11 protein-coding genes are annotated in these 12592 nt (G+C 63.7%); 7 read left to right on the forward strand and 4 right to left on the reverse strand.

The window, feature by feature from the left end; genetic code table 11:
• Positions 1-18 precede the first annotated feature (18 nt).
• Positions 19-1203 carry an acetyl-CoA C-acyltransferase gene (locus BSY17_RS03330; protein ID WP_069064328.1) on the reverse strand — a complete coding sequence of 395 codons (1185 nt, stop codon included), beginning with the start codon at positions 1201-1203 and terminating at the stop codon, positions 19-21.
• A gap of 11 nt (positions 1204-1214) precedes the next feature.
• Entirely contained in the window at positions 1215-2339 is a 1125-nt protein-coding gene (locus BSY17_RS03335) for an acyl-CoA dehydrogenase family protein (protein WP_069064511.1), read from the reverse strand.
• Between the two features lie 236 nt (positions 2340-2575).
• Here BSY17_RS03335 and BSY17_RS03340 point away from each other — a divergent pair, with 236 nt between their 5' ends.
• On the forward strand, positions 2576-3211 hold the full coding sequence (locus tag BSY17_RS03340) for a TetR/AcrR family transcriptional regulator (RefSeq protein ID WP_069064329.1): 636 nt from the start codon (positions 2576-2578) through the stop codon (positions 3209-3211).
• Here BSY17_RS03340 and BSY17_RS03345 read toward each other — a convergent pair whose 3' ends face one another.
• On the reverse strand, positions 3212-4081 hold the full coding sequence (locus BSY17_RS03345) for a LysR family transcriptional regulator (RefSeq protein ID WP_069064330.1): 870 nt from the start codon (positions 4079-4081) through the stop codon (positions 3212-3214).
• A gap of 87 nt (positions 4082-4168) precedes the next feature.
• Here BSY17_RS03345 and BSY17_RS03350 point away from each other — a divergent pair, with 87 nt between their 5' ends.
• Together BSY17_RS03350 and BSY17_RS03355 are read left to right on the forward strand one after the other, a co-directional pair.
• The gene (locus BSY17_RS03350) at positions 4169-5314 is read left to right on the forward strand and encodes an isovaleryl-CoA dehydrogenase (RefSeq protein ID WP_069064331.1); all 1146 of its coding nucleotides are present in this window, start codon (positions 4169-4171) and stop codon (positions 5312-5314) included.
• Between the two features lie 82 nt (positions 5315-5396).
• Positions 5397-6998 carry a carboxyl transferase domain-containing protein gene (locus tag BSY17_RS03355; protein WP_069064332.1) on the forward strand — a complete coding sequence of 534 codons (1602 nt, stop codon included), beginning with the start codon at positions 5397-5399 and terminating at the stop codon, positions 6996-6998.
• Positions 6999-7015: 17 nt separating this feature from the next.
• Here the strand turns inward: BSY17_RS03355 and BSY17_RS03360 are convergent, their stop codons facing one another.
• The gene (locus BSY17_RS03360; RefSeq protein WP_037473656.1) at positions 7016-7450 is read right to left on the reverse strand and encodes an endonuclease domain-containing protein; all 435 of its coding nucleotides are present in this window, start codon (positions 7448-7450) and stop codon (positions 7016-7018) included.
• 274 nt (positions 7451-7724) lie between these two features.
• Here BSY17_RS03360 and BSY17_RS03365 point away from each other — a divergent pair, with 274 nt between their 5' ends.
• The 4 genes from BSY17_RS03365 (at position 7725) to ilvD (ending at position 12591) form a co-directional block, all read left to right on the forward strand.
• Positions 7725-8222, forward strand: a complete 498-nt coding sequence (locus BSY17_RS03365; protein ID WP_069064333.1) for a hypothetical protein — start codon at positions 7725-7727, stop codon at positions 8220-8222.
• Entirely contained in the window at positions 8219-10060 is a 1842-nt protein-coding gene (locus BSY17_RS03370) for an acetyl/propionyl/methylcrotonyl-CoA carboxylase subunit alpha (RefSeq protein ID WP_069064334.1), read from the forward strand. The genes BSY17_RS03365 and BSY17_RS03370 overlap by 4 nt, the downstream gene beginning before the upstream one ends.
• Positions 10061-10184: 124 nt before the next feature.
• Positions 10185-10643, forward strand: a complete 459-nt coding sequence (locus BSY17_RS03375; RefSeq protein WP_069064335.1) for a MaoC family dehydratase — start codon at positions 10185-10187, stop codon at positions 10641-10643.
• A 97-nt stretch (positions 10644-10740) separates the two neighbouring features.
• Complete coding sequence (gene ilvD, locus BSY17_RS03380; protein ID WP_069064336.1) at positions 10741-12591, forward strand: dihydroxy-acid dehydratase; 1851 nt, start codon at positions 10741-10743, stop codon at positions 12589-12591.
• Position 12592 lies beyond the last annotated feature (1 nt).

Consider the following 12592-nt stretch of genomic DNA (forward strand, 5'->3'; position numbering starts at 1 on the left):
CAACCAACCCCTAAACTATCAGACCAGCTCGATCGCCATCGCCGTCGCTTCACCACCACCGATGCACAGGCTGGCGACGCCGCGCTTCAACCCGCGCGTTTCCAGCGCCCCGATCAACGTCGCGACGATGCGCGCGCCCGATGCGCCGATCGGATGGCCAAGCGCGGTCGCGCCGCCATTGACGTTCAGTTTCTCCGCCGGAATGCCCAATTCCTTGGCGGCGATCATCGCGACGACGGCAAAGGCTTCGTTGACCTCGAATAGATCGACATCGTCCACCGACCAGCCTGCCTTTTCCAGCAGCTTGCGCATCGCGGGAACCGGTGCCGTAGTGAATTTGGAAGGCTCATGCGCGTGCCCTGCGGTCGCGACCACGCGCGCAACGACCTTCATCCCCTGCTTGTCCGCGACGCTCTGCCGCGTCATCACCAAGGCTGCGGCACCGTCCGAAATGGACGAGGCATTGGCCGCCGTAATCGTGCCATCCTTGACGAAGGCGGGCTTGAGGCCGGGGATCTTGTCCGGCCGCGCTTTGCCCGGCTGTTCGTCCGTATCGACGATCGTGTCGCCACCCCGGCCCTTGACCGTCACCGGCGTAATCTCGCGCACGAAGGCCCCGTTGCCGATCGCGGCATTGGCGCGTTCGAGCGAGCGGATGGCATAATCATCCTGATCCTGCCGGGTGAACTGATAGTCGCGCACTGCTTCTTCGGCGAACACGCCCATCGCCTTGCCCGGCTCATAGGCATCTTCCAGCCCGTCCATCATCATCGTGTCGATGATCCGGTCATGGCCGATCCGCGCCCCGCTACGATGCTTGGGCAGGGCATAGGGCGCATTCGTCATGCTTTCCATGCCGCCCGCAATCACGACATCGACCGCGCCGGATGCCAGCGCTTCATGCGCCATGATCGCCGCCTGCATCCCCGACCCGCACATCTTGTTGACGGTCGTGGCTTCGGTGTTGAGGCCAAGCCCCGCGCCCAAAGCCGCCTGCCGCGCCGGCGCCTGCCCCAGGCCCGCAGGCAGGACGCAGCCCATATAGATGCGATCGACCGCATCGACGGAAACGCCCGCGCGCTCGACCGCCGCCTTGACCGCCGCAGCGCCGAGGTCCGTAGCCTTGAGGCCGGACAAGGCACCCTGAAACCCGCCCATCGGCGTGCGGGCATAGCTGGCGATGACTACCGGATCGTCCTGCATATCAATTCCTTTCAAAGACTGCGCGCGATGACCATGCGCTGGATGTCCGACGTGCCTTCGTAAATCTGGCACACGCGCACATCACGATAGATTTTGGCGACGCCATATTCTTCCAGATAGCCATAGCCGCCCAGCGTCTGGAGCGCGCCCGATACAATCTGTTCGGCCGCTTCCGACGCGAACAGCTTGGCCATCGACGCTTCGATCAGGCAGGGCAGGCCCGCATCCTTGACCCGCGCGGCGTTCAGCACCAATTGCCGCGCCGCTTCCAATCGTGTGGCGAGATCGGCCAAGCGAAAGCCCACCGCCTGATGCTCGATGATCGGCTTGCCGAAACTCTTGCGATCCTTGGCATAGGCGACCGCGATGTCCATTGCCGCCTGCGCCATGCCGACGCATTGCGCGGCGATGCCGATGCGGCCGGTTTCCAGATTGGCAAGCGCAATACGATAGCCCTGCCCTGGTTGGCCGATCAGCAGGTCATCCTCGACGAACATATCATCGAACCGCAACGCGCAGGTGTCCGACGCGCCCTGCCCCAATTTATGCTCGACCTTGTCGACGCTGAAACCGGGCCGATCGGTCGGCACGATGAACACGGACAGACCCTTCTTGCCCGCATCGGGATCGGTCACGGCGGCGACCATCACCAGTCCGGCGATCTTGCCCGACGTGATGAACTGTTTGGACCCACTGATGCGCCAGCCGCCATCGACCTTGGTCGCGCGGGTGCGCACGGCGGACGCATCCGATCCGGCATCGGCTTCGGTCAGGGCAAAGGCACCGATGATCCGCCCGCCAATCAGGTCGGGCAGGAAACGCGCCTTCTGCGCCTCACTACCATCCTTGAGCAGGCCGGACACGAGGATGCTGTTTTGGATCGATACGATGGTGGACAATGCGCCGTCCGCCGCCGCCAATTCGATCAGCGCCAGCGCGTAGGACACCGCGTCCGCCTCCGCCCCGCCATAGCTTTCCGGCGCGGTCATGCCCCATAGGCCGAGGCCTGCCATCTCCTCGAACAATTCGGGCGGATAGCCGCCCTCCGCCTCGAAGCGCACGCTATGCGGACGGATCGTCTCCTGCGCGAAACCGCGCACCGTATCGCGAATGGCCGTCTGAATTTCCGTCAGCATAAAACCCATTCGTCTCCTATATACTCACTGGTATATTGATTATCGAAGGGTTTCTTGTCAAGACGGTTGCAACTCCACATCCTCCCCCGGCGGGGGAGGTGGCAGGGCGTAGCCCTGACGGAGGGGTGTCAAGCTCTCGATGGGATGACACCCCTCCACCATCGGCTACGCCGACGGTCCCCCTCCCCTTTCAGGGGAGGATGCGGAACAGACAGTCGATCAGACCCAAGGATACTATGGCACCCCGTCTCGCTTCCGCTGCCCCCTCCCCCTTCCGATCGCGCGAAGAGCGCGAGCGTGACCGCGAGGAAAAGCGCGAAGCCGTGCTGCGCGCGGCGGTGCGGATGTTCAACGCACGCGGTTTCCACGCGACCTCGCTCGATGATGTCGCCGCAAGCCTGGGGATCAGCAAGCCGACCATCTATCATTATCTGGGCAATAAGGAGCAGGTGCTGATCGAGTGCGTGACGCGCGGGCTGGAACTGCTCAGCGCTGCCGCCGACACCGCCCGCGCGCAGCCCGGCGATGGCCTCGCCCGACTACGCAGCGTCCTGCGCAGCTATGCGCTGGTGATGATGGACGATTTCGGCCGATGCGTGGTGCGCACCGGCGACGAATTTCTCTCTCCCGAAGGCGCGGCGCTATTTCGGGCGCGCAAGCGGGCGATCGACCTGTCGATCCGGGCGCTGATTGAGGACGGGATCGCCGATGGCTCGATCGCGCCGGTCGATGTGCGGATGACGGCCTTCACACTGGCGGGTGCGCTCAACTGGCCGGGTCGCTGGCATGACCCGGACGGGCCATTGACCCCCAGCGAGATCGCCGACGCGATGGTTGATATATTGATCGGCGGCCTCGCCCCGCGCGCCTGATCAGTCCGCCAACACGCGCCGCGCTGCAGCCACGATCGGCGGGGGTGACGCGGCCAGCGCCTCGGATGTCGTCGCATAGAGCAGCCCGATGGTGCGCGTCTGGTCGAACCCCGCCAGCCGCGGTCGGGCGACATCGGGCGCGGCATAGCTGGTCGGCATCAGCGTGATCCCCACCCCCACCGCCACCATCTGCATCACCCGCTCGTCATTGACTGACCGATAGGCGAAATGTGGCCGCACCCCGCGTTCGGTGAAGAAGCGGCTGGTGTCGGACAGAACTTCGCAATGCCGCCGCACGATCATCACATCCTCGTTCAACGTTTCGGCTGCGACCGACGCCTGCCCAGCGGCCGGGTGGTCCAGCGGAACGGCCAGCGCATAGCCCTCTTCGCGCAGCGGTTCTTCCAGAAACCGGTCGCTGCCCCGCCCCACCAACGTCAGCGCGCAGTCGATCCGCCCCCGCGCAACATGGCCCAGCAATTCGCGTTCGGTTCCTTCCACCAGTTCCAGCCGCGCGTCGGGGTCGATGCCGCGCGCCGCCCGCGTGATCGCCGCTATGGTCGCGCCGGGCAGGCTGCGGATCACGCCCATGCGCGTCAGCGGCCCTTGCGCGGCACCCGCCAGCACCTGTTGCGCGAGGTTGAACTCGCCTTCGATCCGCCGGGCGTGGGCCAGCAGACGCGATCCCGCCTGCGTCAGCTCGACCCGATGCCCCGATCGCAGGAACAACGCCCCGCCCAGCGCCCGCTCCAGCTTGGCGATCCCCACCGACAGCGTCGGCTGCGCCACATTGCAATGCCCCGCCGCGCGCGAAAAATTGCCATGGTCGACCACGGCCAGGAAATAGCGGAGCTGATAACGTTCGATCATAGACCCCATCTATGACACTATGCCAATTCTTTCAATTTTGAATTGAGGCCGCCATGCGTTAGCCTCTGCGGCAAATAGGAGAGGCCAATGAGCAATTTCGATTTCGCCCTGGGTGAAACCGCGGACATGATCCGCGAAAGCACGGCGCGCTTCGCCGCTGACAAGATCGCGCCGCTGGCCGCGGAAATCGATGCAAAGGACTGGTTCCCCCGCGACCTGTGGCCGCAAATGGGCGCGCTTGGCCTGCACGGCATCACGGTCGAGGAGGAATGGGGCGGCCTTGGCCTCGGCTATCTCGACCATGTCGTCGCACAAGAGGAAGTCGCCCGCGCCTCCGCTTCGATCGGCCTGTCCTATGGCGCCCACTCCAACCTCTGCGTCAACCAGATCCGCCGCTGGGGCAGCGACGCGCAAAAGGCCAAATATCTCCCCAAGCTGATTTCCGGCGAGCATGTCGGCAGCCTCGCCATGTCGGAAGCAGGCGCAGGATCGGATGTCGTGTCGATGACGCTGAAAGCGGAAAAGCGCGGCGACCGCTATATCCTCAACGGCACCAAATATTGGATCACCAACGCCCCCTATGCCGACACGCTGGTCGTCTATGCCCGTACTGGCGAAGGGTCAAAAGGCCTCACGACCTTCCTCATCGAAAAGGGCATGAAAGGCTTTTCCATCGGCCAGAAGATCGACAAGATGGGGATGCGCGGCAGCCCGACCGCCGAACTGATCTTCGACGATTGCGAAGTGCCGGAAGACAATATCATGGGGGCGCTCAATGGCGGCGTGGGCATCTTGATGTCCGGCCTCGACTATGAACGCACCGTGCTGGCGGGCATACAGCTTGGCATCATGCAGGCCTGCCTCGACACCGTCATCCCCTATGTCCGCGACCGAAAGCAGTTCGGCAAAGCGATCGGCACCTTCCAACTGATGCAGGCCAAGATCGCCGACATGTATGTCGCGCTCAACAGCGCGCGCGCCTATGTCTATGCCGTGGCGAAGGCCTGCGATGCCGGACGCACCACGCGCTTCGACGCGGCGGGGGCGATCCTGCTGGCGTCGGAAAATGCGGTGAAGGTCGCGCTGGAAGCGGTGCAGGCCTTGGGCGGCGCGGGCTATACCAAGGACTGGCCGGTCGAACGCTATCTGCGGGATGCCAAATTGCTCGACATCGGCGCCGGCACCAACGAAATCCGCCGCATGTTGATCGGCCGCGAGGTCATCGGCGCATAATCCTCCCCCAGCTTGCTGGGGGAGGGGGACCGCCCGAAGGGCGGTGGAGGGGCGCAGGCCCGCAATACAGGGTAAGAACCATATGACCGCACCCATCCTCGACACCAAAGTCCTGCGCGATAGCGAAGCCTTCCGCGCCAATGTCGCACACAACCGCGCGCTGGCCGAAGAATTGCGCGCCAAGGTCGCCGCCGCCGCGCAAGGCGGCTCCGCCAGTGCGCGCGACAAACACACAGCCCGCGGCAAGCTCCTCCCGCGCGATCGCGTCGAACGGCTGCTCGACCCCGGTTCGCCCTTCCTCGAAATCGGCCAGCTTGCCGCCAATGGCCTCTATGGCGATGAAGTCCCCGGTGCGGGCCTCATCGCCGGGATCGGCCGGGTGTCGGGCCGTCAGGTCATGATCGGCTGCAACGACGCCACGGTGAAGGGCGGCACCTATTATCCCATCACCGTGAAAAAGCATCTGCGCGCACAGGAAATCGCGCTCGAAAACCGCCTGCCCTGCATCTATCTGGTCGATAGCGGCGGTGCGAACCTCCCCAATCAGGCGGAGGTCTTCCCCGACCGCGACCATTTCGGCCGCATCTTCTACAATCAGGCGAACCTGTCGGCGCAGGGCATCCCCCAGATCGCCTGCGTCATGGGCAGTTGCACCGCGGGCGGCGCCTATGTCCCCGCCATGTCCGACGAGACCGTCATCGTCCGCAACCAGGGCACGATCTTCCTCGCTGGCCCGCCGCTGGTGCAGGCCGCGACCGGCGAAGTCATCACCGCCGAAGATCTGGGCGGCGGCGACCTGCATGGCCGCAAATCGGGCGTGGTCGATCATGTCGCCGACAGCGACGATCAGGCGCTGACCATCGTCCGCGACATCGTCTCGACTCTGCAACCCGACCGCCAGCCCGACCTGAACTTGCGCGAACCCCGCCCGCCCAAATATGACGCGAGCGACCTCTATGGCATCATCCCCGACGATGTTCGCGCCCCCTATGACGTCCGCGAAATCATCGCGCGCATCGTGGACGGCAGTGAGTTTCACGAGTTCAAGGCGCTCTACGGCACCACGCTCGTCTGCGGCTTCGCCCATATCTGGGGCATGCCCGTCGCGATCCTCGCCAATAACGGCGTGCTATTCAGCGAGAGCGCGCAAAAGGGCGCGCATTTCATCGAACTCGCCTGCCAGCGCCGCATACCGCTCCTGTTCCTCCAGAATATCTCCGGCTTCATGGTCGGCGGCAAATATGAGGCGGAGGGGATCGCCAAGCACGGCGCCAAACTCGTCACCGCCGTCGCCACCGCGCAGGTGCCCAAGGTCACCGTCCTGATCGGCGGCAGTTTCGGCGCAGGCAATTACGGCATGTGCGGCCGCGCCTATCAACCCCGCTTCCTCTTCACCTGGCCCAATGCCCGCATCAGCGTGATGGGCGGCGAACAGGCCGCGTCCGTGCTGGCCACCGTCCACCGCGACGCAAGCAAATGGACACCGGAGGAAGCCGAAGCCTTCAAAGCCCCCGTCCGCCAGAAATATGAGGAAGAAGGCAACCCCTATTACGCCACCGCCCGCCTGTGGGACGACGGCGTCATCGACCCAGCACAAACGCGCGATGTGCTGGGACTGGCCTTCTCTGCGGCGCTGAATGCGCCGGTGCCGGACAAGGCGCAATTCGGCCTGTTCCGGATGTGATGGCGGTGAGCACCCCCCTAAAATTCCTCCCCCAGCTCGTCTGGGGGAGGGGGACCGTCCGGCGCAGCCGGATGGTGGAGGGGCAATCGCGCCGTCGCCTCAGTCACGATCTCTCGCGTGACCGCATCCAGATCGGCCAACACGTCCCGCGCGGCAATGCGCAGTGTATGGATGTTCGCTTCGGCAAACCATCGGTCACGTTCAACATCCCGTTCGATTTGCGATCTGTCGGCATGGCCCTCGCCATCGATCTCGATCGCAAGCCGTGCATCGCTGCAATAAAAATCCAGAATATAAGGCCCGCTGGGATGCTGCCGACGAAATTTCAGACCGTTCGGTCGCGCACGAAGACCTTGCCAGACAAGCACTTCCGGCAGTGTCATCGCGCGGCACAACTGCCGGGCTTTGCGCACAGTGGCTGTTCGTGCCTTGGGCGCCCCATCTTTCAGCATTGTGCCATCACCCCTCCACCATGCTTCGCATGGTCCCCCTCCCCGAGACAAGCTCGGGGAGGATTTTCTGGAGTAGCTCCATGATCCAATACCTCCTCATCGCCAACCGCGGCGAAATCGCCTGCCATATCATCCGCGCGGCGGTAGAACGACGGCGTCATAGACGCGGAGCAGACCCGCAACGTGCTAGGAATGGCGCTCGTCCTGACGCTGAATGTGCTGGCGGACGTGGAAGCGCATTTCGGCCTGTTGCCGCTGTGATGGAGTGGAGAATATGAAGACGATTGCGCAAAGCGCTGAATTTGGATGTGGCCCGGCATGTTTGGCAATGCTCGCTGATATTTCCCTAGATAAAGCACTAGAAGTCTGCGGTGAGCAGGATTGGGAACGCGAGGGTATTAGTGAAAAAGACCTTCGCGCTGCCTTCGCGAACCGGGGTTATGCGATGGGCGAGGGCATAAAGATCAGCGAGGATAGACACACTCTTCTGAAAATATCAGATGATGCCCTGCTTTGGGGACCAATTCTGGAAAGAGATTGGGATAAGCGCCGCTTGCATCCTTGGAATGGCGTCACGGAAAGGGCCAGATTTACCTTCAAGGCACCGCTCCTGCAAAGCATCGTTAGAGTGAGCGACGAAAGCACAAAAATATCGATTGAAACCTATGATCATTGGGCGGTCTGGGACGGCAAGATGCAGGTCGTGAGAGACCCTTATGGTTACCTTTCGCCCTTTGCTCCCGCTTATTATTACCCGGTTTCAAGATCATGATCCAATCCCTCCTCATCGCCAATCGCGGCGAAATCGCCTGCCGTATCATCCGCACCGCGCGGGCCATGGGCATCCGCACCGTGGCCGTCTATTCCGACGCCGACGCGAACGCCCTCCACGTCCGCTCCGCCGACGAAGCCGTCCATATCGGCCCGTCCCCGGTGCGCGAATCCTACCTTATGGGCGACCGCATCATCGCCGCCGCGCGCGAGACCGGCGCGCAGTCGATCCACCCCGGCTACGGCTTCCTGTCCGAAAATGCCGAGTTCGCGCAGGCCGTCATCGACGCGGGCCTCATTTGGGTCGGCCCCAACCCGTCCTCCATCACCGCCATGGGTCTCAAGGACGCCGCCAAGCAATTGATGCAAAATGCAGGCGTTCCCACCACGCCCGGCTATCTCGGCGCGGACCAGTCCCCCGCCCATCTCGCGGCGCAAGCCGACGCCATCGGCTACCCCGTCCTCATCAAGGCCGTCGCAGGCGGCGGCGGCAAGGGGATGCGCAAGGTCGACGCCCCGGCCGACTTCGCCGATGCGCTTACCTCCTGCCAGCGCGAAGCCGCGTCCAGCTTCGGCAATGATCATGTCCTGCTCGAAAAATGGGTCACTAACCCGCGCCATATCGAGGTGCAGGTCTTCGGCGACAGTCATGGCAATGTCGTCCACCTGTTCGAACGCGACTGCTCGCTCCAGCGCCGCCACCAGAAGGTGATCGAGGAAGCCCCAGCCCCCGGCATGGACGAAGCGACCCGCGAAGCCATCTGCTCTGCCGCCGTCCGCGCTGCCAAGGCGGTCGACTATGTCGGCGCAGGCACGATCGAGTTCATCGCCGACGGCAGCGAAGGCCTGCGCGCCGATCGCATCTGGTTCATGGAAATGAACACGCGGCTTCAGGTCGAACATCCCGTGACCGAGGAAATCACGGGCGTCGATCTGGTCGAATGGCAGTTGCGCGTCGCGTCGGGCGAACCGCTGCCGCTGGCCCAAGATGACCTCTGCATCAACGGCCACGCCATGGAGGCGCGGCTGTACGCGGAAGATCCGATCAAGGGCTTCCTGCCCTCCATCGGGCGTCTCGATACGTTCGATCTGGGCGAGGGTTGCCGTATCGACACTGGGGTTGAACAAGGTGCGGAGATTTCGCCCTTCTACGACCCGATGATCGCCAAGATGATCGCCCATGGCCCGACCCGCAACGACGCCAGGCACACCCTCGCCGCCGCACTGGACGATACCGCGATCTGGCCGCTCAAGACCAATGCGGGTTTTCTGGTCAAGGCGTTGGAGAATCCCGACTTCGTGGCTGCCAGACTCGATACCGGGCTGATTGCGCGAGAGGGCGATGCCTTGATGCCCCCGCTTCGGCCCGATGCCGATGCCTTGGCCGATGCTGCTATCGCTCTGACATCGGGTGGTGCCTTGGCTGGCTTCCGCCTCAATGCGCCGGTGCGGGCAGAGGCGGCTTTCCTGCTGGATGGCGAAACCGTGACCATTGCCTTCGATCCGCGCGGGGGAGATGCTGAGCCGAACCGTGAAGATGTGCTGATCGCGCAAGGCGGACAGGTCTGGCGGCTGGCCCCCTGGCGCACCGCGGGTGGCGCAGGCGGAGCAGCCTCCGACGGCGCAATCCTTTCCCCCATGCCCGGCCGCATCATAGCGGTAGCGGTCGCGGCGGGTGACGCTGTGGTCAAAGGCCAGAAACTCCTGACGCTCGAAGCCATGAAGATGGAGCATAGCCTGATCGCCCCGTTCGATGGCACCGTTGCCGAACTGAACGCAGCCGAAGGCGGACAGGTGAGCGAGGGTGTGTTGCTGGCCAAGATCGCCAAAACCGCATAGCCGCTGTCCTACATCCCGCCTTTTAGGCTATGATGCGGGCCGCGGCTCCATTTGAAATATTCAGTCCCCTTCTTGGCATATAATGTCAAAAACTGCGGGAAATATGCGAAGTTAAGGGAAAAACATGGCCGGGCGCTTTTACGATCAATGGACCATCGGCGACACGATTGTCCACCATATCCGCCGCACCGTGACGGAGACCGACAATCTTCTGTTCACGACGATGACGCATAATCCGCAGCCGCTGCATCTCGACGCCGAGTTCGCCAAAGCCAGCGAGTTCGGCCAGATCCTCGTCAACGGCACCTTCACCTTCGCGCTGATGATCGGGCTGTCGGTGGGCGACACGACGCTGGGCACGCTGGTCGCGAACCTTGGCTATGACAAGTTGGTGATGCCAAAGCCTGTCTTCATCGGCGACACGCTGCGCTGCGACTCCGAAGTCACCGACTTGAAGCCCAGCAAATCGCGGCCCGGCGCAGGCATCGTCACCTTCACCCATCGGCTGCGCAACCAGCGCGACGAGATCGTCTGCCAATGCCTGCGCATGGCTCTGGTCCAGGGGAGCGGCGCGGCGGCGTAAGAAAATGGCGCACAGGGCCGCCAAAAGGAATAATTTGTTCCAAAGCTGGCCCCTGCGCTGTAGAGGGGCCGCCTCAAAGCCCTGAAGGACCGCCATCATGCCTGCCTATCGTTCACGCACCACAACCCACGGCCGCAACATGGCGGGCGCGCGCGGCCTGTGGCGCGCGACGGGGATGAAGGACGAGGATTTCGGCAAGCCGATCATCGCGGTGGTCAACAGCTTCACCCAGTTCGTGCCGGGCCATGTCCACCTCAAGGATCTGGGCCAGCTCGTCGCGCGGGAGATCGAGGCGGCAGGCGGCGTCGCCAAGGAATTCAACACCATCGCCGTCGATGACGGCATCGCCATGGGCCATGGCGGCATGCTCTATTCGCTGCCCAGCCGCGACCTGATCGCCGACAGCGTCGAATATATGGTCAACGCCCATTGCGCCGACGCGATGGTCTGCATCTCCAATTGCGACAAGATCACGCCCGGCATGTTGATGGCCGCGATGCGCCTCGACATCCCCGCCGTGTTCGTCTCCGGCGGCCCGATGGAGGCCGGCAAGGTCGTGATGCGCGGCAAGGAGGTCGCACTCGACCTGGTCGATGCCATGGTCGTCGCCGCCGACGAAAGCTATACCGACGAGGAAGTGCAGACGATCGAACGCTCCGCCTGCCCCACCTGCGGCAGTTGTTCGGGCATGTTCACCGCAAATTCGATGAACTGCCTGACCGAAGCGCTCGGCCTCTCACTGCCGGGCAATGGCTCGACGCTGGCGACCCATTCGGACCGCGAACGGCTGTTCCGTGAAGCGGGCCATGTCATCGTCGATCTCGCCAAACGCTATTATGAGCAGGACGACGACACCGCCCTGCCCCGCACCATCGCCAGCTTCGCCGCGTTCGAAAATGCGATGAGCCTCGATATCGCCATGGGCGGCTCCACCAACACCGTCCTCCATCTGCTCGCCGCCGCGCATGAAGGCGGGGTCGATTTCACCATGGCCGATATTGACCGCCTGTCGCGCCGCGTCCCCTGCCTGTGCAAGGTCGCACCCGCCAAGCAGGACGTGCATATGGAGGATGTCCATCGCGCCGGTGGCATCATGGCGATATTGGGCGAACTGGAACGCGCCGGGCTGGTCGATACGTCGCTCCCCACCGTTCACGCCCCGACCATGGCGGCCGCGCTCGCTCGCTGGGACATTGGCCGCACCAATAGCGAGGAAGTCCGCAATTTCTTCCGCGCGGCCCCCGGTGGCGTGCCCACCCAGACCGCGTTCAGCCAGTCGGCGCGTTGGGAGGAACTCGACACCGACCGCGAAAAGGGCGTGATCCGCTCGGCCGAGCATCCCTTCTCGAAGGATGGCGGCCTCGCCGTCCTCTATGGCAACCTCGCGCCCGAAGGCTGCATCGTGAAGACGGCAGGCGTGGATGACTCGATCCTGACCTTCCACGGCACCGCGCGCGTCTATGAAAGCCAGGATGCCTCGGTCGTCGGCATTCTCGGCAATGAGGTCAAGGCAGGCGACGTCGTCGTCATCCGTTATGAAGGGCCAAAGGGTGGCCCCGGCATGCAGGAAATGCTCTATCCGACCAGCTATCTGAAATCCAAGGGACTGGGCAAGGAATGCGCCCTCATCACCGACGGGCGCTTTTCGGGCGGCACGTCGGGCCTGTCGATCGGCCATGTCTCGCCGGAAGCGGCTGAAGGCGGCCTGATCGCGCTGGTGCAGACCGGCGACCCGATCGTCATCGATATTCCCAACCGCGTCATCAAGCTGGACCTGGACGACGCGGTACTGGCCGAGCGCCGCGCCGAAATGGAGAAGATGGGCGTCAAGGCCTGGAAACCCTTTGGCCGTAAGCGCGCCGTTTCTCCGGCCTTGCGGGCCTATGCCGCGATGACCACCAACGCCGCCAAGGGCGCGGTGCGCGACGTCAGCCAGATCGAGAAATAAT

Origin of the sequence: Sphingobium sp. RAC03 (assembly GCF_001713415.1) — a bacterium.
In the GTDB taxonomy this organism is placed as follows: Bacteria; Pseudomonadota; Alphaproteobacteria; order Sphingomonadales; family Sphingomonadaceae; genus Sphingobium.

Bases quoted from the DNA above. Each gene is read 5' to 3' on its own strand.
- BSY17_RS03330 (WP_069064328.1), bottom strand. From the start codon at position 1,203: ATGCAGGACGATCCGGTAGTCATCGCCAGCTATGCCCGCACGCCGATG.
- BSY17_RS03335 (WP_069064511.1), bottom strand. From the start codon at position 2,339: ATGCTGACGGAAATTCAGACGGCCATTCGCGATACGGTGCGCGGTTTC.
- BSY17_RS03340 (WP_069064329.1), top strand. From the start codon at position 2,576: ATGGCACCCCGTCTCGCTTCCGCTGCCCCCTCCCCCTTCCGATCGCGC.
- BSY17_RS03345 (WP_069064330.1), bottom strand. From the start codon at position 4,081: ATGATCGAACGTTATCAGCTCCGCTATTTCCTGGCCGTGGTCGACCAT.
- BSY17_RS03350 (WP_069064331.1), top strand. From the start codon at position 4,169: ATGAGCAATTTCGATTTCGCCCTGGGTGAAACCGCGGACATGATCCGC.
- BSY17_RS03355 (WP_069064332.1), top strand. From the start codon at position 5,397: ATGACCGCACCCATCCTCGACACCAAAGTCCTGCGCGATAGCGAAGCC.
- BSY17_RS03360 (WP_037473656.1), bottom strand. From the start codon at position 7,450: ATGCTGAAAGATGGGGCGCCCAAGGCACGAACAGCCACTGTGCGCAAA.
- BSY17_RS03365 (WP_069064333.1), top strand. From the start codon at position 7,725: ATGAAGACGATTGCGCAAAGCGCTGAATTTGGATGTGGCCCGGCATGT.
- BSY17_RS03370 (WP_069064334.1), top strand. From the start codon at position 8,219: ATGATCCAATCCCTCCTCATCGCCAATCGCGGCGAAATCGCCTGCCGT.
- BSY17_RS03375 (WP_069064335.1), top strand. From the start codon at position 10,185: ATGGCCGGGCGCTTTTACGATCAATGGACCATCGGCGACACGATTGTC.
- ilvD (WP_069064336.1), top strand. From the start codon at position 10,741: ATGCCTGCCTATCGTTCACGCACCACAACCCACGGCCGCAACATGGCG.